The sequence below is a fragment of the Pseudomonas sp. 2,4-D genome (genome assembly GCF_030418155.1).
Taxonomy (GTDB): Bacteria; Pseudomonadota; Gammaproteobacteria; order Pseudomonadales; family Pseudomonadaceae; genus Aquipseudomonas; species Aquipseudomonas alloputida.
The window spans coordinates 38,483-62,756 of sequence record NZ_JAUHUI010000002.1 but is presented as its reverse complement, the minus strand read 5'-3'; the positions used below and the strand labels follow the sequence as shown (position 1 = coordinate 62,756).

25 protein-coding genes are annotated in these 24,274 nt (G+C 62.4%); 10 read left to right on the top strand and 15 right to left on the bottom strand.

Translation table 11 applies throughout. The features are described 5' to 3' along the window. Nucleotides 1-62 precede the first annotated feature (62 nt). On the top strand, nucleotides 63-1,403 hold the full coding sequence (gene pabB, locus QYE47_RS02450; protein WP_070384132.1) for an aminodeoxychorismate synthase component I: 1,341 nt from the start codon (nucleotides 63-65) through the stop codon (nucleotides 1,401-1,403). Nucleotides 1,404-1,482: 79 nt separating this feature from the next. Then, the gene (locus tag QYE47_RS02445) at nucleotides 1,483-2,217 is read left to right on the top strand and encodes a phosphoadenylyl-sulfate reductase (protein ID WP_003250299.1); all 735 of its coding nucleotides are present in this window, start codon (nucleotides 1,483-1,485) and stop codon (nucleotides 2,215-2,217) included. 169 nt (nucleotides 2,218-2,386) lie between these two features. On the opposite strand, the gene cysB is transcribed toward QYE47_RS02445, so the two are convergent. From cysB to QYE47_RS02430, 3 genes are all read right to left on the bottom strand, one after another. After that, a complete protein-coding gene (gene cysB / locus QYE47_RS02440) occupies nucleotides 2,387-3,361 on the bottom strand; it encodes an HTH-type transcriptional regulator CysB (RefSeq protein ID WP_010953293.1) in 975 nt (324 codons plus the stop codon). Between the two features lie 128 nt (nucleotides 3,362-3,489). Then, complete coding sequence (locus tag QYE47_RS02435; RefSeq protein WP_003250295.1) at nucleotides 3,490-3,987, bottom strand: universal stress protein; 498 nt, start codon at nucleotides 3,985-3,987, stop codon at nucleotides 3,490-3,492. A gap of 124 nt (nucleotides 3,988-4,111) precedes the next feature. Next, nucleotides 4,112-5,059, bottom strand: a complete 948-nt coding sequence (locus QYE47_RS02430) for a putative 2-dehydropantoate 2-reductase (protein ID WP_019438670.1) — start codon at nucleotides 5,057-5,059, stop codon at nucleotides 4,112-4,114. Between the two features lie 232 nt (nucleotides 5,060-5,291). On the opposite strand from QYE47_RS02430, the gene QYE47_RS02425 reads away from it, so the two are divergent. Further along, nucleotides 5,292-6,368 (top strand): 3-deoxy-7-phosphoheptulonate synthase, encoded by a 1,077-nt coding sequence (locus QYE47_RS02425; protein ID WP_070384133.1) that lies wholly within the window; start codon nucleotides 5,292-5,294, stop codon nucleotides 6,366-6,368. A 69-nt stretch (nucleotides 6,369-6,437) separates the two neighbouring features. On the opposite strand, the gene QYE47_RS02420 is transcribed toward QYE47_RS02425, so the two are convergent. After that, nucleotides 6,438-6,719, bottom strand: a complete 282-nt coding sequence (locus QYE47_RS02420; RefSeq protein WP_003250290.1) for a GNAT family N-acetyltransferase — start codon at nucleotides 6,717-6,719, stop codon at nucleotides 6,438-6,440. A 508-nt stretch (nucleotides 6,720-7,227) separates the two neighbouring features. On the opposite strand from QYE47_RS02420, the gene QYE47_RS02415 reads away from it, so the two are divergent. Continuing rightward, nucleotides 7,228-7,479, top strand: coding sequence for an Lpp/OprI family alanine-zipper lipoprotein (locus QYE47_RS02415; protein ID WP_003250288.1), 252 nt, complete (start codon nucleotides 7,228-7,230; stop codon nucleotides 7,477-7,479). Nucleotides 7,480-7,612: 133 nt separating this feature from the next. On the opposite strand, the gene QYE47_RS02410 is transcribed toward QYE47_RS02415, so the two are convergent. The 3 genes from QYE47_RS02410 to QYE47_RS02400 form a co-directional block, all read right to left on the bottom strand. Then, entirely contained in the window at nucleotides 7,613-8,590 is a 978-nt protein-coding gene (locus tag QYE47_RS02410; protein ID WP_019438671.1) for a L,D-transpeptidase family protein, read from the bottom strand. Between the two features lie 113 nt (nucleotides 8,591-8,703). Further along, a complete protein-coding gene (locus QYE47_RS02405; protein WP_014591666.1) occupies nucleotides 8,704-8,994 on the bottom strand; it encodes a hypothetical protein in 291 nt (96 codons plus the stop codon). A 58-nt stretch (nucleotides 8,995-9,052) separates the two neighbouring features. Beyond that, on the bottom strand, nucleotides 9,053-9,658 hold the full coding sequence (locus QYE47_RS02400; RefSeq protein ID WP_020192893.1) for an arylesterase: 606 nt from the start codon (nucleotides 9,656-9,658) through the stop codon (nucleotides 9,053-9,055). A gap of 10 nt (nucleotides 9,659-9,668) precedes the next feature. Between QYE47_RS02400 and QYE47_RS02395 the strand changes: the two genes are divergently transcribed. Further along, on the top strand, nucleotides 9,669-10,355 hold the full coding sequence (locus QYE47_RS02395) for an ABC transporter ATP-binding protein (RefSeq protein ID WP_010953285.1): 687 nt from the start codon (nucleotides 9,669-9,671) through the stop codon (nucleotides 10,353-10,355). Beyond that, nucleotides 10,352-12,859 carry an ABC transporter permease gene (locus tag QYE47_RS02390; protein ID WP_070384134.1) on the top strand — a complete coding sequence of 836 codons (2,508 nt, stop codon included), beginning with the start codon at nucleotides 10,352-10,354 and terminating at the stop codon, nucleotides 12,857-12,859. Before QYE47_RS02395 ends, QYE47_RS02390 begins: the two co-directional genes overlap by 4 nt. 63 nt (nucleotides 12,860-12,922) lie before the next feature. On the opposite strand, the gene greB is transcribed toward QYE47_RS02390, so the two are convergent. The 4 genes from greB to QYE47_RS02370 form a co-directional block, all read right to left on the bottom strand. Continuing rightward, complete coding sequence (gene greB / locus QYE47_RS02385) at nucleotides 12,923-13,411, bottom strand: transcription elongation factor GreB (RefSeq protein ID WP_014591669.1); 489 nt, start codon at nucleotides 13,409-13,411, stop codon at nucleotides 12,923-12,925. A gap of 11 nt (nucleotides 13,412-13,422) precedes the next feature. Then, entirely contained in the window at nucleotides 13,423-13,731 is a 309-nt protein-coding gene (locus tag QYE47_RS02380; protein WP_014591670.1) for a hypothetical protein, read from the bottom strand. 248 nt (nucleotides 13,732-13,979) lie between these two features. After that, entirely contained in the window at nucleotides 13,980-14,417 is a 438-nt protein-coding gene (locus QYE47_RS02375) for a DoxX family protein (RefSeq protein WP_010953281.1), read from the bottom strand. 112 nt (nucleotides 14,418-14,529) lie between these two features. After that, nucleotides 14,530-15,936, bottom strand: a complete 1,407-nt coding sequence (locus tag QYE47_RS02370) for a transglycosylase SLT domain-containing protein (RefSeq protein ID WP_041167035.1) — start codon at nucleotides 15,934-15,936, stop codon at nucleotides 14,530-14,532. A 157-nt stretch (nucleotides 15,937-16,093) separates the two neighbouring features. Between QYE47_RS02370 and QYE47_RS02365 the strand changes: the two genes are divergently transcribed. From QYE47_RS02365 to QYE47_RS02355, 3 genes are all read left to right on the top strand, one after another. Further along, nucleotides 16,094-16,891 carry a TatD family hydrolase gene (locus tag QYE47_RS02365; protein ID WP_014591672.1) on the top strand — a complete coding sequence of 266 codons (798 nt, stop codon included), beginning with the start codon at nucleotides 16,094-16,096 and terminating at the stop codon, nucleotides 16,889-16,891. Between the two features lie 125 nt (nucleotides 16,892-17,016). Then, nucleotides 17,017-18,495: a methyl-accepting chemotaxis protein gene (locus tag QYE47_RS02360; protein WP_019438675.1), complete on the top strand. Its 1,479-nt coding sequence runs from the start codon at nucleotides 17,017-17,019 to the stop codon at nucleotides 18,493-18,495. Between the two features lie 75 nt (nucleotides 18,496-18,570). Continuing rightward, nucleotides 18,571-18,939 (top strand): Mpo1-like protein, encoded by a 369-nt coding sequence (locus tag QYE47_RS02355; protein ID WP_014591674.1) that lies wholly within the window; start codon nucleotides 18,571-18,573, stop codon nucleotides 18,937-18,939. A gap of 41 nt (nucleotides 18,940-18,980) precedes the next feature. On the opposite strand, the gene QYE47_RS02350 is transcribed toward QYE47_RS02355, so the two are convergent. The 3 genes from QYE47_RS02350 to QYE47_RS02340 form a co-directional block, all read right to left on the bottom strand. Continuing rightward, nucleotides 18,981-19,778 (bottom strand): acyl-CoA thioesterase II, encoded by a 798-nt coding sequence (locus QYE47_RS02350; RefSeq protein ID WP_014591675.1) that lies wholly within the window; start codon nucleotides 19,776-19,778, stop codon nucleotides 18,981-18,983. A 76-nt stretch (nucleotides 19,779-19,854) separates the two neighbouring features. Then, a complete protein-coding gene (locus QYE47_RS02345; RefSeq protein WP_014591676.1) occupies nucleotides 19,855-20,634 on the bottom strand; it encodes a CHAD domain-containing protein in 780 nt (259 codons plus the stop codon). A 14-nt stretch (nucleotides 20,635-20,648) separates the two neighbouring features. Continuing rightward, nucleotides 20,649-20,927 carry a lipoprotein gene (locus QYE47_RS02340; protein ID WP_003250254.1) on the bottom strand — a complete coding sequence of 93 codons (279 nt, stop codon included), beginning with the start codon at nucleotides 20,925-20,927 and terminating at the stop codon, nucleotides 20,649-20,651. 177 nt (nucleotides 20,928-21,104) lie between these two features. Here QYE47_RS02340 and QYE47_RS02335 point away from each other — a divergent pair, with 177 nt between their 5' ends. Next, nucleotides 21,105-22,142, top strand: a complete 1,038-nt coding sequence (locus QYE47_RS02335; protein ID WP_041167184.1) for a patatin-like phospholipase family protein — start codon at nucleotides 21,105-21,107, stop codon at nucleotides 22,140-22,142. 116 nt (nucleotides 22,143-22,258) lie between these two features. Here the strand turns inward: QYE47_RS02335 and QYE47_RS02330 are convergent, their stop codons facing one another. Continuing rightward, a complete protein-coding gene (locus QYE47_RS02330; RefSeq protein ID WP_014591678.1) occupies nucleotides 22,259-24,130 on the bottom strand; it encodes a SurA N-terminal domain-containing protein in 1,872 nt (623 codons plus the stop codon). Nucleotides 24,131-24,274 lie beyond the last annotated feature (144 nt).

The window sequence follows — 24,274 nt, the reverse complement described above, 5'->3', positions numbered from 1 at the left end:
AGGCGCTTTTCCTGCACAGGTCTACAATCGCCCTCCTCGCTTTTACATCGCCGTCCATACTGATGCCGACCTGCACGCTACACCCCCTGCCCTACCAGCCCGACCCTGCCGCCTATTTCGCCCACCTGCGCCAGGCCCCCGGTGCGATCCTGCTCGACAGCGCCCGCCCCGGCGCCGAACGCGGGCGTTTCGACCTGCTCAGCGCCTGGCCGCTGCAACAACTGCAGGCGCAGCCCGATGAAGATGGCCGCGTCTTCCTCCAGCGCCTGCGCGCTGGCCTGGCACAACTGGGCCACGCCGACTTGCCCAACGGTGTAGAACTGCCCTTTGCCGGGGGCCTGATCGGCTACCTGAGCTACGACTTCGGCCGCCGCCTGGAACACCTGCCAAGCCTGGCCGTGGACGACCTCGGCCTGCCAGACGCACAACTGGGCCTGTATGACTGGGCACTGGTCAGCGATCACCTGCTCGGCACCAGCCAGCTGGTGTTCCACCCGAGCCTGGCCGGCGACAAACGCGAACGCCTGATCAGCCTGTTCCAGAACACTAGCGCCACCACCGGCGACTTCCGGCTGCTCGCGCCGATGGCCGGCGACCTGGAGCCGGAGCAGTACAAAACAGCGTTCGACCAGGTACAACGCTACATCCAGGCCGGTGACTGCTACCAGATCAACCTCACCCAACGCTTTCGCGCGCCCTGCCAAGGTGATCCATGGCGGGCCTATCAGGCCCTGCGCCAGGCCTGCCCGACCCCCTTCTCCGGCTACCAGCAACTGGCCGACGGCAGTACCCTGCTGAGCTTTTCGCCCGAGCGCTTCATCCGCGTCAGCCAGGGCCAGGTGGAAACCCGGCCGATCAAGGGCACCCGCCCACGTGCCAGCGACCCGGTGGAAGACCAGCGTAATGCCCAAGAGCTGCTGCACAGCCCGAAGGACCGCTCGGAAAACCTGATGATCGTCGACCTGCTGCGCAACGACTTGGGGCGCACGTGCGAGATTGGCTCAGTGAAGGTACCGGAACTGTTCAGCCTGGAGAGTTACCCCAACGTGCACCATCTGGTCAGCAGCATCACCGGCCAGCTGGCCAGCAACAAGGATGCGCTGGACCTGATCGGCGACAGCTTCCCTGGCGGCTCGATCACCGGCGCACCGAAGATCCGCGCCATGCAGATCATCGACGAACTGGAACCCGCGCGCCGCGCACTGTACTGCGGCTCGCTGCTGTATGTGGATGTGCGCGGCGAAATGGACAGTTCGATCGCCATTCGCAGCTTGCTGATCAAAGATGGCCAGGTCAGTTGCTGGGGCGGCGGCGCGGTGGTAGCCGACTCGCAGTGGCAGGCCGAGTATGAAGAGTCGATAGCCAAAGTGCGGGTGCTGATGCAGACCCTGCAGGGCTTGTGAGCCCATCTAGACCACGTTTTTTTGTTACCATCCCCCTACTACGAGCGCACAGCGCCACAGCCAAGATGGAAACCGCCTGATGAGCCAACCCTTCGACGTCGCCGCCCTGGCCGCGACCTATGCCAACAAGTCCCCGCAGGACATCCTCAAGCTTGCCTTCGAGCACTTCGGTGATGACCTGTGGATCTCCTTCAGCGGCGCCGAGGATGTGGTGCTGGTCGACATGGCCTGGAAGCTGAACAAGCAGGTAAAGGTATTCAGCCTCGACACTGGGCGCCTGCACCCGGAGACCTACCGGTTCATCGACCAGGTACGCGAACAGTACAACCTGCCGATCGAAATCCTCAGCCCCGACCGCGCCAAGCTCGACCCGTTCGTCAAGGAAAAGGGCCTGTTCAGCTTCTACAAGGACGGCCATGGCGAGTGCTGCGGCATTCGCAAGATCGAGCCGCTGCGACGCAAGCTGGCCACCGTCAGCGCCTGGGCCACCGGCCAGCGCCGCGACCAAAGCCCGGGCACCCGAAGCCAGGTGGCGGCACTGGAAATCGACAGCGCCTTTTCCACGCCTGAGCGCACGCTGTACAAGTTCAACCCACTGGCGCAGATGAGCAGTGAAGAGGTATGGGGTTATATCCGCATGCTCGAGCTGCCGTACAACAGCCTGCACGAGCGTGGCTTCATCAGCATTGGCTGCGAGCCATGCACCCGCCCGGTGCTGCCAAACCAGCATGAGCGTGAAGGGCGCTGGTGGTGGGAAGAGTCGACGCAGAAGGAATGCGGGTTGCATGCGGGCAACCTGATCAGCAAGGCTTGAGATAGCTAGGGCGGCCTGTAGGAGCGGGTTTACCCGCGAAGAAGACACCGCGGTGGATGGCACGGGCTTCGCCCGTGTTCGCGGGCAAGCCCGCTCCCACAGGGATCGCGCCAGCTTTTAGACATTGAGCAAGGGCCGTTACTCCCACAGCGACCCCATCACCCCCGAATCAGTGCACCGGCAGTTCGACGCCTTCGAACAATTCTTCCAGCTCTTGCTTGTTATGGCACTGAATGGCCTTGGCCATCACTTCACGGGTCAGGTGCGGGGCGAACTTCTCGATGAAGTCGCACATGAAGCCGCGCAGGAAGGTGCCACGACGGAAGCCGATCTTGGTGATGCTGGCTTCGAACAGCTCACTGGCATCCAGCGCCACCAAGTCACTGTCGAGCTTGGCGTCCACAGCCATGCCGGCAACGATACCCACGCCCAGCCCCAGGCGCACATAAGTCTTGATGACGTCGGCGTCAGCCGCGGTGAAGACCACTTTTGGCGTGAGGCCGCGGTGATTGAACGCCTCATCCAGCTTTGAGCGCCCGGTGAAGCCGAACACGTAGGTGACGATCGGATATTCGGCGACGGCTTCCAGGGTCAGTTTCGGCAGCTTGGCCAGCGGGTGCCCCTGTGGCACTACAACGCAACGGTTCCACTTGTAGCACGGCATCATGATCAGGTCGCCGAACAGCTCCAGCGCCTCGGTGGCGATGGCGAAATCGACCGTACCGTCCGCAGCCATCTCGGCAATCTGCATGGGCGAACCCTGATGCATGTGCAGGGACACTTCCGGATACTGCTTGATAAAGCTGCTGATAACCGGCGGCAACGCATAGCGCGCCTGGGTGTGGGTGGTGGCGATGGACAGCGTGCCCTTCTTCTCGTTGGAGAACTCCTGGGCAATCTGCTTGATGCTCTCGACCTTGCGCAGGATTTCGCCTGCGGTATTGATGATGCGCTCACCGGCCGGGGTCACGCGGGTCAGATGCTTGCCGCTGCGGGCAAAGACTTCAACACCCAATTCGTCTTCGAGCAGGCGGATCTGCTTGCTGATACCTGGCTGGGAGGTATACAGGCTCTGCGCCGTCGCGGAGACGTTGAGGTCATGGTGCGCCACTTCCCAGATGTAGCGCAGTTGTTGAAGCTTCATAGGTTTCCCTCGGTTCAGCGGTGAGTCCGCGGCAGCAGGCAGCGACGATATATAACTATATTAGTGGTTCTGGAAATAAATCTAGAACTATTTTGTTACATGCCCACGGAAATGGACTGCACCTGTCTTCACGTTTTCCTACGCCCCAGATGCTGCGCCAAGGGCACCATGTACACCGGCACCGGCGACAGCTGCAGCAGCCGCACCGCCGTGCGCCCCAGCGGTACATCCACCCCGGCACCGGCACTGTGGCTACCGAATATCAACAGGTCGACGCTTAGCCGCTGGGCCTGGTCGAGAATCACCTGCGCCGGGTCACCCTGACGCACACGCACGGCCTTGATCACCGCCAGGTCAGCCTCTTCGCCCAGCTCGTCGCGAAAGTTTTCCAGCACACGCTGCTCTATGTTCGCCATCACTGTGTTCACCCCCTGGCTGTGCAATTGATCGAGCGTCTGCTCATCGAGGTAACTTTGCAGGAGGGATTCGGCGAACTGGCCCATCGGCTCGACCGCGTGGATCACATACAACTCGGCACCGAACGTGCGCGCCAGGGCAAGTGCGTGTTGCATCACGAAAGGGGCGTAGACACCGAGGTCGGTGGCGTACAGCATGGAGCGGATCATTCGACCTCCTCGACTGCCGCAGCGGCAGAGCAAGCTTCAGCTTAGCAGCGCGCCGGACGCTCGCTTTGCCGTCCGGCGCGCTGCTGCCGTGGGCTGGAGGGCCCTGCCGAAGCCTCGGCCACCCTCAGGCCGGCCGGCCGCTGCTGTCGATGAAACTCAGCGCTTGGTACAGCATTTCAATGCGCGGCATGCTGCAGCCTGCCGCCCGTGCGCGTGCCAGCGGCTCGGCGTAAATGGCCTCCAGCTCCAGCGGGCGTTTGTGGACATGGTCGTGATACATGCTCGGCCAGTAGTCGGGCATGCGCTCGGTCACCTGGAACAAGTGCTCGGCATAGCCCGCGGGCAGTACATGGCCACAGGCTGCCGCCCCCTGCACCACCTCGGCCATCAAGGCCTGTATCAGCTCGCGGCTATTGCTGTCGGCCATCAGTGGCGAAGTGCTGGCCCCCAGTAGCACCGACAGCCCGTTGTAAGGCACGTTCCACACCAGCTTCTGCCAGCGCGCCAAGGCCAGGTTCGGCATGGCCTGCGAGTCGATCCCCGCAGCCTGGAACAACCCGGCGCCTTCATTCACCAGCGCGACACCGCAATCGGTGGCCGGCCCACTGTGATACCCCAGGTTGACCGCCCCCAGCGCCTGGTGGCGGATTACACCTGGCGCCTGACGGTTGACGCAGATGAAGCACAGGCCGCCGAGCAGGTGCATGTCGCTGCGCAAGGCCGGACGCAACTGCTCCTCGACACCCAGGCCATTCTGCAACAGCACCACCTTGGCGCCGGGCGCAGCAGCCTGGACGATCAACGGTGCCAACTGCTCGTTGCTGGTGGCCTTGGCCCCGATCAGGAGCCAGTCACAGGGCGGCATGTCGGCGGCACTGACGTAAGCCTGCACATTCATGTGCAGTGCGCCATGCACGGCACTGTCCAGGCTCAGTCCGCGCTCACAAACGGCCTGGTACTCGCTGCGCAACAGAAAATGCACATCGAAACCGGCCCGGGCCAGCATCAATCCATAAAAGCCGCCGATGGCGCCACTGCCGATGATGCCGATGCGAGGGGGGTGCGAATGCATGACAATCTCCAGGTAAAGGGTCAGCACTCTTTTTACACAGGTTACGTAGCGCTGGGCAGTCCATACGCGCGCAACACCCTCGCTCAGGTAAAAACCCCACAATGACTGGGTTCAGCCCATTGTCGTGCCATCTGTAACGCGCTAAGGTTCGGCTCCCCGCTGCGATTATTCTTGCTGCTGGGCCGCACGGGGATAGTTGGCGGCCGGCACCCGTGACCTGACGAGTAACACGATGGCTGATTTACCGATCGATGACTTGAACGTTGCCTCCAACGAGACCCTGATCACCCCTGATCAGCTCAAGAAGGAAATCCCCCTCAGCGCCAAGGCCCTGCAGACCGTGACTGCCGGCCGTGAAGTGGTGCGCAATATTCTCGACGGCAAGGACCATCGCCTGTTCGTCGTGGTCGGCCCTTGCTCCATCCACGACATCAAGGCAGCCCACGAATACGCCGAGCGCCTGAAAGTGCTGGCCGAAGAAGTGTCCGATACGCTGTACCTGGTCATGCGCGTGTACTTCGAAAAGCCGCGCACCACCGTCGGCTGGAAAGGCCTGATCAACGATCCGTACCTGGATGACTCGTTCAAGATCCAGGACGGCCTGCACATCGGCCGCAAGCTGCTGCTGGACTTGGCCGAAATGGGCCTGCCGACCGCCACCGAAGCGCTCGACCCGATTTCGCCGCAGTACCTGCAAGACCTGATCAGCTGGTCGGCCATCGGTGCCCGCACCACCGAATCGCAAACACACCGCGAGATGGCCTCGGGCCTGTCCTCGGCGGTGGGTTTCAAGAACGGCACCGACGGCGGCCTGACCGTTGCCATCAATGCCCTGCAGTCGGTGTCCAAGCCGCACCGCTTCCTGGGCATCAACCAGGAAGGCGGCGTGTCGATCGTCACCACCAAGGGCAACCCATACGGCCACGTGGTACTGCGCGGCGGCAATGGCAAGCCGAACTACGACTCGGTCAGCGTCGCCCTGTGCGAACAGGACCTGGCCAAGGCCAAGATCAAGGCCAACATCATGGTCGACTGCAGCCATGCCAACTCCAACAAGGACCCGGCCCTGCAACCGCTGGTGATGGAGAACGTCGCCAACCAGATTCTGGAAGGCAACCAGTCGATCATCGGCCTGATGGTCGAAAGCCACCTGAACTGGGGCTGTCAGTCCATTCCGAAAAACCTGGACGATTTGCAGTATGGCGTGTCGATCACGGACGCCTGCATCGACTGGTCGGCTACCGAAAAAACCCTGCGCAGCATGCATGGCAAGCTCAAGGATGTGCTGCCACAGCGTAAGCGCGGCTGAACATTGCGGGAATGAAAAACGCCGGGCACTGCCCGGCGTTTTTTGTTGTGTCTGGTGCCTGTCGTCAGCTCAGGCCTTGCTCGAATGCCGCTGCTGGCGCTCCATGTAACGCTCCACGTACGAGCAAGACGGGATCACCGTGTAACCCATCTGCTCGGCGTACTCCAGAGCCCGCTCGGTCAGGGCGGCAGCGATCCCACGGCCGCGCAGGGCGTTGGGCACGAAGGTGCGATAGATGTCCAGCGTCTGCTTGCCCAGATCCATGTACGTCAAGTAGGCACGATGACCGTCCACGTTGGTCTCGAACTGATGACCGGCCTGGTCATGGTGGATGGTCAGCGCTTCGCTCATCACTACTCCTCGCAGGTCTTCTCGGCAGACCCTTACCTTAACCGATGGTGGTTTATCCGGCACAGAATCCTCTACGCCACCTGTTGCCGCTTCGACCATTGGACGATTGTAATCGTTCGGATCGCCTGGCACTCACAAGATAGTAGGCACCCCGAGCGGGAATGCTCAAGGTGGTGGCGGTTAAAAAAGGTCGAAACGCCGCCCGGGTGACTTTCCCAAGCCCGCCCCAACAGCCACCGGATGTTCTAGGGCTTAAGACGCTGATCGACAGTTAAAGTCACCCTTAGTTCAACAAAAAAGTTCCTGTACCACAACCGCTTGCGAACCCTGCAGATTTTTTTCACAGACACGTCGCAAATCTTGTCGGCGCGGAGTCAAGCAACATTTTTTTTGCAGTTCTTGCGCTCTGTCAGTTTACTTACTACAAGTAATGGGTACTATGTACGCCGGCCAGTTTCTCTTTCCTGAGAGATGGCTATTTAATAGAAAGTCCTTGAAGGGGAACACGATGAACAACGTTCTGAAATTCTCTGCTCTGGCTCTGGCCGCAGTTCTGGCTACCGGTTGCAGCAGCGTATCCAAAGAAACCGAAGCTCGTCTGACTGCGACTGAAGACGCAGCAGCTCGCGCTCAAGCTCGTGCTGACGAAGCCTACCGTAAGGCTGACGACGCAATGGCAGCCGCTCAGAAGGCTCAGCAGACCGCTGACGAAGCCAACGAGCGCGCCCTGCGTATGCTGGACAAAGCCAGCCGCAAGTAATAATCCTCACGGATTGTTAAGAAGCCGACCCACTTGTGGGTCGGCTTTTTTATTGCCCTTGAAACCGGTAAACGCGGTCATCAGGTACGAAAAGGCCTGCACTAAGGGCAGGCCTGGGTACGCCGAAATTACCTTACTGCAGTTCGGGCGGAATGCTCGACACCATCGGTGCGGCCCCTTGGTTTTCCACCGGCACGGCAATTTCTACCGGCATGCCATCTTCTGCAGCCACCACGTCACGCACCATGTCCCAGTTCATGCGTAGGTTATTGGCCAGGTCTTCACGCTTGAGCAAGGCATTGATAACTGCGGTGTGTTTGTCGACCACTGACGGGTTACCCTGGTCATCCAGCGGCGTGTGCGCCTCAAGATAGACCTTGCCGGCGCTGATACCGAACTTGTAAGGCTCGTTGATGATGCGCACTGGCGTGCCCACCGGCACCATTTTCGACAGTTCAAGCACGTTGTTGTTGAACATGCGGAAGCAACCGTGACTGGTGCGCATGCCAATACCGAACTTCTTGTTCGAACCATGGATCAGATAGCCCGGTACGCCCAAGGTGAACTTGAACGGCCCCAGCGGGTTGTCCGGGCCAGCCGGCACCACAGTTGGCAGGATATCACCGTCCTCGGCGTGCTCTTTGCGAATCGAAGCGGGCGGCGTCCAGGTCGGGTTGGGCGTCTTGGCGGTGATCCTGGTGTTGGCGATCGGCGACCCCCACCCCTCGCGACCAATGCCCAACGGGAAGGTGTACACCACGCTCTCCCCCTTGGGGAAGTAGTACATGCGGTACTCAGCCAGATTGATGACGATGCCTTCGCGCGGGCCCGGCGGCAGAACGAAACGGGTTGGCAGGATGATCTCGGTGCCGGCGCCCGGCAGCCAAGGGTCCACGCCGGGGTTGGCGGCAATCATTTCCAGGTAGCCGAGGTCATTCGCGGTGCCGATATCGGCGAACGTGTCCTCGTACTTTGCCTTGATCACATGCACTTGGCCGACGATGTCTTCACCGGGCGGTGGCAGTGGCAGCTCCAGCGCAGCAGCGGGGCCCGCTACCAACAGGGCGGCCAGGGACAGGCTACGGGTGACGGCAGGAAAGCGCGGCAACATCCGGTAAATCCTTCGAAAGGTGGGTCAAGAGGATCGATTGTACACCCGCGCCGATGCAAGCGGGAGGCATTGGCACGTTGCAAGCGTTTCAGATGATGAAAGGTGCTTTTCGTTCAGCTGCCGTGCAGCTCTGGCCACACCGGACGCATGCCACGTCGCTGGGCATCGAGGATGGCACGGCACAGCTCACACAGGCGACCATCGCGGTAGATCGATCGCGGCACCCCCGACCAACGCGGCTGGGCTGGCAGCAGGCCGCCACACAAAGTACGGTCGACCGGCACGCCCAGCTCGAGCTGGCGGGCCACGAGGTGGACGCGGCTTTCCTGGCAGGCGAACAGGTCGAGCTGCTCGTCGGGCTCGATCAGTTGATAGGCATACAGGGACCAGGCAGGGCGCGGCATTTGGAGCACTCGAAACGGGGGGCGCAACATTAGCCGAAAGGCGGCCCCGTTTAAAGCTTCACAGCAAGGGTTTTATCGCTGGCCAGGCATTTTCCAGCAGGCGCTGCTGAGCCCCCTGGGCCGGATGGATGCCATCAGCCTGCATCAGTTCAGGCACTCCCCCTACCCCTTCGAGGAAAAACGGCACCAAAGGAACCTGTTTGTCCGCTGCCAGCTGTTCATACACCTTGGCAAAGGCGGTGGTGTAACGCACACCATAATTGGGCGGCAGGCGCATGCCCAATAGCAGCACCTTGGCCCCTGCCTGACGCGAATGCTCGATCATCGAGGCAAGATTTTGTTGCAATTGTGCAGGCGACTGCCCGCGCAGGCCATCGTTGCCGCCCAGCTCCAGCACCACCAGGCTCGGTTTATGTGCTGCAAGCAGCGCCGGCAGCCGCGCCTGGCCACCTGCGCTGGTGTCACCACTGATCGAAGCATTGACCACTTTGTCGTCAAAACCTTCGTCCCTGAGGCGGGCCTGCAAGAGAGACACCCAGCCCTGACGGCTATCCAGGCCAAAACCGGCGCTGATACTATCGCCAACAACCAGCAGTGTTCCTGCCGCTGCGCTCTGGGCCAGGCAATACAGGGCCAGACCGGCACTCAACCACCACACTCGCATCGGATTCTCCATGAGCCCCAGCATTCTCGTTGCGCAGAACCTTAGCAAAGTGGTCCCCAGCGCGGAAGGTGACCTTACCATCCTCCACGCACTGTCTCTCGACCTGGCCCAAGGCGACAGCCTGGCCATCGTCGGCGCCTCGGGCTCTGGCAAGTCGACCCTGCTCGGTTTGCTCGCCGGCCTCGACCGGCCCAGCGCTGGCAGCGTCATGCTCGCCGGCCACGACCTGGGGCCACTGGATGAAGACCAGCGTGCCCGTGTGCGAGCCGAACATGTGGGTTTCGTGTTCCAGTCGTTCCAGTTGCTCGACAGCCTCAATGCACTGGAAAACGTCATGCTGCCACTGGAACTGGACGGCCGCCGCGATGCCCGCGAACAGGCTCGCACTTTGCTGGAGCGGGTCGGCCTGGGCAAGCGCCTGAGCCACACACCTCGGCAGCTCTCGGGCGGCGAGCAGCAGCGCGTGGCAATCGCCCGCGCCTTCGCCGCGCAGCCTGCGGTGCTGTTCGCCGATGAGCCCACCGGTAACCTCGACAGCCACACCGGCGAGCGCATCAGCGATCTGTTGTTCGAGCTGAACAAGGAGCGCGGCACTACCCTGGTGCTGGTCACCCATGACGAACGCCTGGCCCGCCGCTGCCGGCGCCAGATCCGCCTGGACGCGGGCCGCCTTGTGGCGCCGATGGAGGCCCGGTGAGCCGTATGCCGCTGTCCCGCTTGTGTGGCCTGGCACTGCGCCAGTTGCTGCGCGATGTTCGCGCCAGTGAAGTGCGCGTGCTGTTCTTTGCCCTGTTGGTGGCGGTAGCCGCCAGCACCGCCATCGGCTATTTCGGCGCCCGCCTCAACGGCGCCATGCAGCTGCGCGCCAGCGAGTTCCTGGGCGCCGATCTGGTACTGCAGGGCAGCGCCCCGGCCCGCGAGCAACAACTCGATGCCGGCAAGGCACTGGGCTTGCGCCACGCACACGTGGTCGAGTTCACCAGCGTGGTCGGCGGCGACAATGGCATCCAGCTGTCCAGCGTCAAGGCCGCCGACGGCGCCTATCCGTTGCGCGGGCAAGTACGCAGCGCTCCGGCACCCTATGCCGAAGAAACACCCGGCGGCGGCCCTGCCCCTGGCGAAGTGTGGGTCGAACCGCGCCTGTTGGCGGCACTGGGGCTGGCGATCGGCGACAGCATCGACGTGGGCATGAAAACCCTGCGCATGAGCCGCGTGCTTACCTACGAACCGGACCGCGCCAACAACTTCTACAGCCTTACCCCACGCGTGATGATGAACCTGGCCGACCTGGAAGCCACCGGCGTGATCCAGCCGGGCAGCCGGGTCACCTACCGTGACCTGTGGCGCGGCAATGCCGAGGCGCTGGCGCAGTACCGTCAGGCCGTGGAAAAAGACCTGGCCGCCAACCAGCGCCTGCGTGACACCCGCGATGGCAACCAACAGATCGGCGGCGCGCTGGGCAAAGCCGAACGCTACCTGAACATGGCCAGCCTGGTAGCTGTGCTGCTGGCAGGCGTGGCCGTGGCACTGTCGGCCAGTCGCTATGCCGCACGCCGACTGGACGCCAGCGCTCTGCTGCGCTGCCTGGGCCTGTCGCGCCACCAGGCATTGGGCTTGTATTGCTTGCAACTGGCCATGCTCGGCCTGGTCGCTGCCCTGGCCGGCGCCTTGCTCGGCTGGCTGGCTCAGCTGGGCCTGTTCCGCCTGCTGCACGGCTTGCTGCCGAGCGTGGTGCCCGCCGGCGGCATCGTTCCAGCGCTGGCAGGTATCGGTACCGGGTTGGTCGCACTGGCTGGGTTTGCCCTGCCGCCGATTGCAGCACTGGGCCAAGTACCGCCTCTGCGTGTGCTGCGCCGTGACCTGCTGCCGATACCTGCGAGCAGTTGGCTGGTGTACGGCGCCGCCCTGCTCGCCCTGGGCCTGATCATGTGGCGCCTGAGCCTCGATCTGCTGCTCACCTTCGCCCTGCTCGGTGGCGGCCTGGTCGCTGCACTTCTGCTCGGCGGCCTGCTGTTGCTCGGTTTACGCAGCCTGCGCCAGCTGCTGGCCGGTGCGCCACTCACCTGGCGTCTGGGGCTGGGCCAGCTATTGCGCCACCCCATGGCGGCAGCAGGCCAGGCCCTGGCATTCGGCCTGATACTGCTGGCCATGGCCTTGGTCGCCCTGCTGCGCGCAGAGCTGCTCGATACCTGGCAAGCACAGCTACCCAAGGATGCGCCTAACCACTTCGCCCTGAACATCCTGCCAGATGACCGTGAGCCGTTCATTCAACACCTGCACCAGGTCAATGCCGCTTCAGCACCGCTGTACCCGGTAACGCCCGGGCGCCTGGTGCAAATCAATGAAAAACCGGTACAGCAGGTGGTCAGCAAGGACTCGGCAGGCGAGCGCGCCGTGCAGCGCGACCTCAGCCTGACCTGGGCCGCCGCGTTGCCCGAAGGCAACGTGCTGACCGCCGGCAACTGGTGGCAAGCCTTGCCAGCCGACAACGACATCCCCGGGGTTTCAGTGGAGGCGGAGCTGGCCAGCAGCCTGAAACTGCAGATGGGCGACCTGCTGACGTTCGATATTGGCGGCCAGCAGCGCCAGGCCCGCGTGAGCAGCCTGCGCAACGTGCATTGGGACAGCTTCCAGCCGAACTTCTACATGATCTTCCAGCCTGGCACGCTGCAGGGGCTGCCGACCACTTACCTGACCAGCTTCTACCTGGCACCGGGGCATGACCTGGATGTCGTCGCGCTGTCACGGGCGTTTCCGGCGGTGACCATCCTGCAGGTGGATGCCTTGCTCGACCAGCTGCGCAGCATTCTCGCCCAGGTAACCCTGGCGGTAGAGTATGTGCTGCTGTTCGTGCTGGCCGCCGGGCTGGCAGTGCTGTTCGCTGGCTTGCAGGCCACGCTGGACGAGCGCATTCGCCAAGGCGCACTGTTGCGCGCACTGGGCGCGGCGCGGCCGTTGCTGGTCAAGGCCCGGCGTATCGAGTTCGGCCTGCTGGGTGCGGCCAGCGGGCTATTGGCGGCCGTGGGCTGCGAACTGATTACCTGGGTGCTGTACCGCTATGCCTTCGACTTGCAGTGGAGCCCGCACCCGTGGCTGCTGGTGTTGCCGCTGACGGGGGCGCTGCTGGTGGGTGGTGCTGGGGTGCTGGGAACGCGGCGGGCGTTGAATGCCAGCCCGCTGGCGGTGTTGCGCGAGGCTTGAGGCCTGGCTGTCAGAGCCTCTGCAGGGACAGCACATGCCTCAAGCTGACGCAAGGCGGGCCAGTCAGTTCGTCGATACGCCCTGGCCGTAACGGATGCTGCTCACATACCAGGTCGCTTCACCGGTAGGTGTATGCACCACCACCTCATCACCCTCCTCCTTCTTCAGCAAGGCACGGGCCATGGGCGAATCGATCGAGATGTAATCGTTGCGCCCGTAGATCTCGTCGTAGCCGACAATGCGAAACTTCATGGTCTCGCCCTCGTCGTTCTCGATCTCAACCCAGGCACCGAAAAACACTTTGCCTTCCTGCTCGGGCGAGTACGCCACCACTTTCACATCTTCAAGCCGCTTGCGCAGGTATCGCACCCTGCGGTCGATTTCGCGCAGCAGCTTCTTGTTGTACTGGTAGTCCGCGTTCTCGCTGCGGTCACCCAACGAAGCCGCCCAGGCAACCTTTTGGGTGATTTCCGGACGATACACCCGCCACAGGTGGTCCAGCTCTTTCTTCAGCGCCTCATGGCCTTCTGTGGTGATGATATTGGTGCTCAATAGCGCATTCCTCAGCGGCGGGTAATCAGGCCTTGACGCGCGATGCGGGTGAGATGGCCGATGACTTCGGCGGCTTCGTCCGGTGCCGGCGCCTGGATCACAGCCAGGTCGAAACGGTCATTGCCATACTGCGCGAGATGACAGCCGCTATCGGCGAACTGGATCAGAAAGGCACGCGCCTGTCCCTTGCGCCGTGACAGGCCTTCAAGATGACGCAAAAGGGTGGGCTGATGCCGGCCGCCGAGCAGGATGCGCGGTGTGCGGGACGCCTGGTTGGCAGGCAAAGGGCTCAAACAGACACTGGTACGTGGGCAACTCATGGAGCTTCTCTCCGCCTCGCGAATCCCGCTGGGCAGCGGTGGGAGGCGTCACCGAACCAGCGCTTTAGCGGTATTTCGGACGGCCCGGAGGTGGGGCTTTCCTGCGCCCCGCAAGTAGCTGTTTAAATCGGCGCAGGCGGTATGCTAGAGCGATGAGCCCCAAGTTGCAAGCGACAAGCCGCAAGCAAGAACAAGCCGAGTACTGGCCCGCGCTTGCCTGCGGCTCGTAGCTCACAGCGTGCAGCTGATTACCGGGCGATCAGGCGGTCGAGCGAGAAGCGGCCAGCGCCTTCGATCATGACTGCAACGGTGCCGGCCAACAGCGCCAGGGCGAACTCATAGCCGTTGTTGGACATGAACAGGCCGTTGCCGATGTGCACCGAAACGATCGCCACTATCAAGGTCACCGTCAGCGCCAGGGCCGCCGGGCGAGCCAGCAGGCCGACCACCAAGGCCAGGCCACCGAAGAATTCGGCACTACCGGACAATAGGGCCATCAGGTAACCCGGCGCCAGGCCGATGCTTTCCATCCATTGGCCGGTGCCTTCCAGGCCGTAGCCACCGAACAGGCCGAAGAGTTTTTGCGCACCATGAGCCATGAAGATGATGCCGACCAGGATGCGGATAACGCTCAAGCCAGCGCCAGCACGTGTAGAGAACAGAGCGTTGAGGGTAGTGTTGTTCATGTCGAAGCGTCCTTGAAGTGAAGCAGTTGTGTGGGTATGGGCGCCATCATAATCAATTCTATTGATATGAAAATCGCAAAAAACCCAACATAACAATCGATAAAATCGATGCTTAACGCTTCGCTACGCGCTCCAGCGCCGCGCGTTCGCGGTTGAACGCCAGGTAGTACTTGTTGATGCTGTTGACGAAATTGACCGGTCCCATCCCCACTTGCTCCATGGCGATGCGTTCGGTCTGGAAAAACCACTGGTTGCCGTTGAGCCCCCGCCGTCGAGCCTCTGCACGCATGGCCTGAACCCGCTCGGGGCCGAGGTTGTAGGCTGCCAGCACAAAGGCCATGCGCTCACGCTCGTTGATCTTGGTACTGGCAAAAAACTTGCGCCGGATAAGCGCCAGGTAACGGGCACTGGCCAGGACATTGCCATCTACCGTCGCAGTATTGCTCACCCCCACCCGCTGGGCCGCCGAAGGGGTAATCTGCATCAGACCATGGGCACCACCAGTACCGCGTGCAGCCGGGTTGAGCGTCGACTCCTTGAAGGCCAATGCAGCCAGGTTGAGCCAGTCGATCTGTTGCGCCTGGCCATGCTTCTGCAACACCGCCCGCACCGATGCCAGACGCTGGCGGTCCTTGCTGGCCAACGGATTGTGTACACGGTACTGGCGGCGGTAGATGCGCTCGAACGCCGCATCCTGGTTATCTGGCGCGCGGTAACCTTGCAGAAAGTGATCGACTGCGGCCAACAATTGCGGCGCTTCACGCCCTACATACCAGCGCATGGCTTGCGGCGCCCCCAGGCGCACCCGGCTGTCCAGGCGCAGGCGCGGCATAACCCGGGCCCAACGCCGGGCAATGGGCTGCTCGACCACGGTCAGGTGGTAGATGCCTGCCTGTACCATCTCCAGCACATCCTCCACCGCCAGCGTCGAATCGACCCACTCCACTTTGATCGGCGGCCGCTTGCGCAGTGCCAGTTGCTGGTTGACCTGCTGGATCAGCGGCCCGGCGGCACTGGCACTGGTCAAGGCCACGGTACGCCCTGACAGCTGTTCGACCTTGCTGAAACTTCGCTCGCCTTTGCGCCCGACCAGCATCAGCGGCACCTGGTCGAGTATCGGCGCACTGCCGCGGACACCGCTCACCGTAGTGGGGTCAAGCAGCTCGCCGGGCGCAGCCAGGTCACCCTCGCCGCGGGCCAGGGCGCCCAGCAACTGTTCCTTGGCCCGCGGGATGAGCTTTAGCTGGATCTGCTGGTCGTCAGCGGTGCGAGCATTTAGGAAATGCTCCAAGGCACGCAGGCGATAATACTCGATGCCGACTGGCTCGCCCTTGACCTCACCAGAGCTGTTGCGGCTCTGGTTGACCAGCACTCGCAGTACTTTGCTGGTGCGAATCTGCGGCAGGTCACGCACCTTGGCAGGCGGTATGTTTTGCTGCGGCCCCGGCGAGCGCGCCTGGGCGGGACCGGCAAAGGCCAACCCCAGCGTCAGCAGAAAAATGAGCCAGCATCGCTGCATGCGAAAACGTGTCCGTGGTCGGTGAGCGGCATCCATGGGTTGCACCGCCAAGTGATAAACGACGGTAAAAGACCACGGCAACAGCATGAAGTTCTTGGTTTTTTCAGAAAAACGCGGTTTTTGCTATGCTGGCCGCCCCGCGGCACGAGATAGCACCATGCAACTGATCGATATCGGCGTCAACCTGACCAACAGCAGTTTCCACGACCAACAGGCCGCAATCGTCGAGCGCGCACTGGAGGCCGGCGTTACGCAAATGCTGCTGACAGGCACCAGCCTGGCGGTCAGCGAACAAGCCCTGGCGCTGTGCCAACAACTGGATGCAAGCGGCGCGCACCTGTTCGCCACGGCCGGCGTGCACCCTCATGATGCCAAGGCCTGGGATGCCGACAGCGAGCGCCAGCTGCGACTGTTGCTGAGCGAACCGCGCGTACGCGCGGTAGGCGAATGCGGCCTGGATTTCAACCGCGACTTTTCCCCTCGCCCGCTGCAGGAAAAAGCCCTGGAAGCCCAACTGACACTGGCTGCGCAGCTGCGCCTGCCGGTGTTCCTGCACGAGCGCGATGCCAGCGAGCGCTTGCTGGCGATTCTCAAGGACTACCGCGACCACCTGACCGGCGCGGTGGTGCACTGCTTTACCGGTGAGCGCGAAGCGCTGTACGCCTATCTGGACCTGGACCTGCATATCGGCATCACTGGCTGGATCTGCGACGAACGCCGCGGTACGCACCTGCACCCGCTGGTGGGCAACATCCCTCAAGGCCGGTTGATGCTGGAAAGCGACGCGCCCTACCTGCTGCCACGCAGCTTGCGGCCCAAGCCGAAGAGTGGGCGCAACGAGCCGGCGTTCTTGCCGGAGGTACTGCGCGAAGTGGCCTCGCATCGCGGTGAGTCAGCCGAGCACACGGCAGCGCATACCACCGCAACGGCTCGAGATTTTTTCCAGCTTCCCTGAATCTCGCGGGTTTCTGCGGGCGGGTGAACGCTGTTGATATGCATCAACAAATCCCGTGGTGGATGTGGGCACAATGATGGCACCTTGCCAATATTGTTTCCGCTCAACTCAGAGAAGACCTGCCCATGGGTGCCTGGCTTAGCAATGTTTCCCTGAAGTACAAATTCTGGGCCGTCAATGCAGTGGCCTTTGTCACCACCTTGCTGCTGGTGCTGTACGCCGTGCACCTGGAGCAACGCGCACGTGCCGAGGCGGCTCAGGGCCAGGCGGTCGCACAAGCCCAGTTGCTGGCCGCCTGGCCAGCCGGGCAAGCACTGCCACGCCCGGCCAACGTCATCAGTTGGTCAACAGGGCAAACGCCAACCTACGCCGGGGAGGCGCTCGATGCCCTGCGCAACGCCCAAGGCTGGGTAGCATTGCCGAGCGCCTGGATCCTCGGTGAAAACCCACTGCGTGGCGCACAGGTGTTGCGCAATGGCGACCAGCAGTTGGCTGTGCTGGCCCAGTCACCCAGCCTGCGCCAGGTCTTCTTCGATCGCTTCAGCAATTACGCGGTGTGTGTGCTGATCCTGATGCTGGCCATGCTCGGCGCCTCGCAACTGCTGATCCGCTTCCTGCTCAGCCAACTCAACACCCTCAAGGACGTGATGCTGCACGTGGAAAAAACCGGCGACCTGTCGGCCCGCGTACCGCTAGCCAGTGGCGACGAGGTCGGCCAGATGGCCGGGGCCTTCAACGCCATGCAGTCCACCTATCACCGCATAGTCAGCACCGTCGCCCAAAGCGCAGCACAGCTGGACTCGGGCGCCGCACGCCTGGCCGCCAGCATGAGCGACGTACGCCATGGCATGCTCGGCCAGCAGAGTGAAACCGACCAGGCCGCCACTGCCATCAACGAAATGTCGGCGACCGTGCACCACATTGCCCAGCACGCCGGTGCCACCCGCGATTTGTCACAAACCGCCGACACCTTGGCCGGCAGCGGCCAAGCGGTGGTCAGCCGAGTGCAGGATTCGATTTCCGGGCTTTCCAGCGGCGTGCAGCAAACTGCCGAGATGATTCGACAGCTAGCCGAGGACAGCCAGAAGATCAACGGTGTAGTCAGTGTGATCCACAGTATTGCCGAGCAGACCAACTTGCTGGCGCTTAATGCTGCCATCGAAGCCGCGCGGGCCGGCGACCTGGGCCGCGGCTTTGCCGTGGTGGCCGATGAAGTGCGTAACCTGGCCAAACGCGTGCAAACCTCCACGGATGAAATCACCACCATGGTTTCGGCTCTGCAGTCTGGCACCCGCGATGCGGTGGAGTTCATGCAGGAAAGTTCGTACAAGGCCGACGACTGCGTACGTCAGGCACAGGAAGCCGGTGAGGCGCTGGCTGAAATTACCGGTGCCGTGGCGCAGATGCGCGAAAGCAATACCCAGATCGCTGTAGCGGCCGAGCAGCAAAGCCAGGTAGCCGAGGAAATGAACCGCGCGGTGGTCAGCATCCGCGATGTCACCGAGCGGACCGTGCAGCAGACGGTCGGTTCGGCGACCACCAGCAGCGAACTGGCGACCCTGGCCGGCGAACTGAACAAGGCCATTGGCCAGCTCAAACTATAGTCACCATAGCCAGGTTCGATTGGCCCCCGCTTGGGGGCCGCACTAAGCTTTGGGCATGACCGAGAGGAAATCCCCATGAGCAAACGCCTGCCCAATCTTCCCGCCTGGCAATGGCGCGGCTATCACCATAATCACCGCCACCCGGCCAACCTGGTGTTGCACCTGATCGCTGTGCCGTTGTTCATTCTAGGGGCACTGCTGGTGCTGTCCGGCCTGTTTGGTTTCGACCTCGGCCAGATCGCGGTGGGTGTGATTGCCCTGGTCGCCGCGCTGGGCCTGCAGCGCCAAGGCCACCGCCTTGAAGCCCAGCAGCCCGAGCCGTTCGCCAACCGCCAGGATGCCGTGCAGCGCTTACTGACCGAGCAGTTCATCACCTTTCCGCGCTTTGTGGTGAGCGGGGCCTGGTGGAGGGCCTGGCGCGAACGGCACAAGCACCGACACTGAGCCAGCTGCCGGAGCGCTCCTTGTGAGCAGCCTGGTAAGGATCAGGCGAAAACGGTGACGGTCTGCCGGCTCAAGGCCAACAACTCGCCCTGCGCCGTCCACAACGCCGCGGCAGCATGACCATAGCCATCCCGCGCATGCTCGGTTTCCACGCAGTACCGGCACCATTCCTGGGTCGAAAGCTTCGCCGTTGGCTGGATAAACTCGATGGTCCAAGTCAGCGTACTGCCCGCAGCGGGTTGCTTGAGAAACGGCATAAGGCTGGGCGGCCACGCATCCACCAACGCCAGCAAGTGCGCCTCGTTCACCGGCTCGTCAGCCACATCCCGCAAACGCACCCAGCCGCCCATCTTGCGCGACTGATTGCCACTGAACGGCAGCCCGCCTACTGCCCAGCGCAGGGCCACGTGGCGCATGAACTCCGGGGTAACGCCTTTGATATAGGGCAACTCCGGGGCCGCCTCTTCGAGCGCAGGCATTTCAATGGCCGGTAACGCCGGCACTTCGACCACCGAAGGGCGGCCCGCACCGAAATTGCCCTGCACCAAAGTCACCACCTGGCCATCCTGAACAGCGCGGCCCAGCAACGTGCTAACCGCCTTGCCTTCGCGCAAAACCTCCACCTCGAAGCGGATGGGCACATCCGCCGCCGCGGGTGCCACGAAGCTGATGGCCAATGAGCGTACCGGGCGGTTGTCGCAGATCTTGAGGCGCATGGTTTCATAGACCATGGCCGCCATCAGCCCGCCAAAGGCAGCGCGCCCCTGGGCCCAGCTGGGCGGAATGCTGACGGAATCCGGGTTGGCGCGCACGGCGTCGAGCAGTTGGTTGAAATTCATTGGCCGGCTCCTGCCTGCAAAGAAAAGGTCCGCTCATCCTAGCCAGCAAACGCTGGGCAATCAGCCCGCATATCGGTCATTTTCCGTGATAACGCCGCGCCAGCGCCTCTTGCAGGGCATCCAGCGTCACATCCGACTGGCGCTCCGCCTCATGCAGCTCCTGCTCCCAATCGGCCTTGCAGGGGAGCAAGTCGGCATGGTCGCGCGCTTGCAGCTGCCATTGCAGGCGGTCGTGCCAATCACCCAGGTTGCCCTGTGCCTTTTTCAACAGACGTTGCAGTCTCTTCCCAGCGTGATCGAGTTGCGGGTAGGCCTCGTCGCCATAGCGTGCACGCTTGATCAACAAACGCAGGCGGTGGCGATCGTGAGCAGGGTCCTGCAACGCTTTGTGCAACTTGCGCCACTGCTTGACCAAGCGCTTGTCGATACGTTTGCTTAGCGACTTGACCAGCCCCTCCCGGCCCGCCGCTCGCAGGAACAATGGAAATGCGTCGAGAATCGCCAATACCCTGGCCAGCTGTGGGCTGGCAGCGACACTGGCGAAAGTCCTGTCTCGCCCCTCCAGACGCCGCTGGCCGGCTGCCGCGTGACCGCGCCCGATCAGCTCGGCTGCCAGCACCTCGCGATCACGCAGCGGCGTGGTAAGGGTCCCCAGCGAACGTGCAGCATCCTCCAGCTGCTCCACACCAGGCAGCCCACGCAGCGGCCTCAGCAGACTGCGCAGGCGCCGCAAGGTGGTACGCAAGTCGTGCAAGGCCTCGCTGTCGGTATTGGCAGCCAGGCGTTCACGACAGGCCAGCAAGCGCACCTGCAAGGTCAGTATCTGGGCAACGACATGGTCGAGCATGGCAGACATACGATGCTCCCTGTTCAGCGCCCGGCGCGAGATTCACGAATGTAGAATCGCGCCTTTTCAGCTTTGCGGGTACAGCTTTCGTAGCCTTCGAACTGCTGCTGGGTCTTGGCCCCGGTCAGCAATGACAAGGCCTTGGAATAACTTACGGCCCCGGCGAAGCCTTCGGCCTTGGCCAGGTCCAGCTCCTTCCAGGCGGCATCCAGCTGGGTCGCGCAGCTGTCACGGTAGGCCGTCTTGCCCGCGCAGCCAGCAAGGGCCAAGGCAATCAGTGGAAGGCAAATCCAGGCTTTCATCAGTAATACCTCTATGGAAAAACGGTGGCTGTTCGACGCTCCGACAGCTGGAAAGTGCCATGCCCGGCCGGCTTTGCCCAGCCAGTTTTATTACAGTAGCTCAGCACGATCTACATTGAAGCACAGGTGGCGATGGGTGCATTGTAGGACCATGATGGCACTGGCCGGGGAATGTTCATGAGTAAACGTGTGGCACTGGTACTGGGATCGGGCGGCGCCCGCGGGTATGCACACATCGGCGTTATCGAGGAAATCGAGCGCCGCGGCTACGACATAGCCTGCGTCGCGGGGTGTTCCATGGGCGCGGTGATTGGCGGTATCTATGCCGCCGGCAAGCTGGACGACTATCGCAACTGGATCGAAAGCCTCGACTACCTCGATGTGCTGCGCCTGGTCGACGTCAGCTTTCGCCTCGGCGCGATTCGCGGCGACAAGGTGTTCGGGCAGATCCGCAAGATCGTCGGCGAGATCAACATCGAGCAACTGCGCATCCCCTACACCGCAGTTGCCACCGACCTTACCAACCAGCAGGAAATCTGGTTCCAGGAGGGTTGCCTGCATCAGGCCATGCGCGCCTCGGCGGCCATTCCCAGCCTGTTCACGCCGGTGATGCAAGGCAACCGCATGCTTGTCGACGGTGGCATCCTCAACCCGCTGCCAATCGTGCCGGTGGTGTCCAGCCATTGCGACCTGATCATCGCGGTCAACCTCAACGCCACCAACCAGAAGCAGTACCAGTTGCCGGTGATAGAGCGCCCGGCGGCGTTCAAGATGCGCTTTGACGCCTTGTTGAGCTCGCTGGGTTCACGCTTGCCATTCCGGCGCAAACCGGCGGAAGAGCTGATCCGCATCGAAAAGGAAATCGTCGCCGAGGGGTTGGCACCGCCAAGCCCGTGGCTTGACAGCGCCGACCCGGAAAGCCAGCAAGCGGCAGCGGCCCCGGAACGCGAGGGCGCGCCGAAGTCGGCCACCGGTTCTTTCATCATCGACAACGTGGGGCCAGCGTCGCTGTTGGACTTGATCAACCAGAGCTTCGAGGTCATGCAGACTTCGCTGGCACAGTACAAGATTGCCGGCTATCCACCGGATGTGCTGATCAACGTGCCCAAGCGGGTGTGCCGGTTTTTCGAGTTCTACAAGGCGCCGGAGCTCATCGCCCTGGGGCGAGAGATTGCGCGCGATACGCTGGACAGTTATGAAGGGGTGAAACGGTAGAGCCTGGTTGGCGCCGCCCCTGAAGGCGGTGCGGTCTTCGACGATGACCGTGCTCGCGGCTGGCGAAAACGAAACAGGCCGCACGAGGCGGCCTGTTTCTTCATGCAACGAACACCTTAGTAACGGGTGATGTCTGCATTGGCTTCCAGCTGCTTGCGGTAAGCCGCAAAGTCCTGCTGGCCAGCACGTGACGCGAGGTAGCGGCGAATTTGCTGCTTCTCTTCGTCGGTGGCGGCAGCGCCTTCGTTCACGCCCTTGAGCTGCAACACCACCAGGCTACCGTCACGCAGCACCACGCTGCCATACACAGGCTTGTCCTTGGCTTGCGGCTTGCCCAGACGGAACAGTGCCTGCAGTTCGGCCGGGTCAATACCGTCCTCACCACGGGTAACTGCTTCATAGGCTTTCCAGCCTTGGCCTTCGTGCACGCTGCCTGCTGCGATGGAACCGTCACGCAGGCCGGCAATCAGCTTGTCTGCCTTGGCCTTGAGTTCGGCAGTCGCTTTCTCTTTGGCCAGGTGCTCCCTGATGTTCTTGGCCACAGCGTCCAGCGGCAGTTGCTCTGGCTTGCGGTGTTCCTTGACGCGCAGCACCACCGTGGTCTCGGGGTCGAGCTCGATGGCGGTGCTATTGGCACCCTCATCCAGCACTTCTTCAGAGAACGCAGCCTGCACCACCGCACGGTTTGCGGTAATGCCTTCACCGCCCTCGCGGCCGAAGGCGGCGGAGGTGTGTACCTTGAGGTTCAGGTCCTGAGCCGGCTGGGCCAGGTCGGAAGCCTCGTAGGCAGCATCCTGCAGTTGCTTGCTGGCGTCGACATAGCGCTGCTCGACCAGCGGCATCTTCAGATCGCGGGTCAGTTTGTCCTTCAGGCTGGCGAAGCTCGGTACTTCTGGCGCCTGGACGCCCAGCAGCTTGATCAGATGGTAGCCAAATTCGGTGCGCACCGGAGCAGATACCTGGCCATTCTGCAGCTGGTACAGCGCCTCTTCGAAGGCCGGGTCGTATACGCCCGGGCCGGCAAAGCCGAGGTCACCACCGCTGTTGGCGGAGCCTGGGTCCTGAGAGAACTCCTTGGCCAAAGCGGCAAAGTCCTCACCCTTGGCCAGACGCTGCTCGATCTCTTCGGCGCGGGCCTTGGCCTGGGCGTCGGTGACCTTGTCGTTGACCTCGATGAGGATGTGCGCGGCATGGCGCTGCTCGGCCAGGTTGGCGATTTCCTTCTCGTACTGGGCCTTGAGCTCTTCGTCGGTCACTTTGACCTGATCGAAGAAAGCCGACTTCTTCAGCTCGATGTAGTCGATCACGACCTGGTCAGGCGACATGAACTCCTTGGCGTGCTGGTCGTAGTGCGCCTTGATCTCTTCGTCGCTGACCTTGACTGCGGCCGGGTCGGCCTTGAACGTCAGGGAGGCGAAGTCGCGGGTCTGCTTCTCCAGGCGAGCGAAGGCATCGACCTGTTGATCGGTGACGAAGCTGCTGCCGGCCAGGCCGGTGCGCAGTTGGCCGATGAGCATTTCCTCGCCGAGCATCTCGCGGAACTGCATGCGGCCGTAGCCCATCTGGCGGATAACCTGGTCGAAACGGTCAGCGCTGAACTTGCCGTCCACCTGGAACTCAGGGGTCTGCAAGATCACCTGATCCAGCGCGGCCTCGGAGAATGCGAACTTGGCATCCTCAGCACCTTGCAGCAGCAGCTTGCGGCTGATCAGCCCCTTGAGTGCCTCCTCACGCAGCAACTTGTCATCCAGCAGCGCCGGGTCGAAATCCTTGCCCAACTGTTGCATCAGTTGACGGCGCTGCATGTCGGCCGCCTGGCTCAGTTCGTTCTGGCTGATGGTCTGGCCGTTCACCTTGGCGGCGTCCTGGCTATGAGTGGCGGCCTGGAAAATGGCTTCGAAACCGGTCAATGCCATCAACACGACGATAAGGCCGATGATGGTCTTGGCAATCCAACCTTGTGAATTGTCCCTGATATTTTGCAGCATGCGTCCCCCAGAAACGGCTGTACCACTGCGTCGACAACCGCGGAGCGTGGGTAGAATCCTGATAAAAGAAAGGCGCATCCGAGGATGCGCCTTTTCTTAGCAAACGTGTCAGGCGGGAACGTTTGCGGCCCGCCATCACCGTGC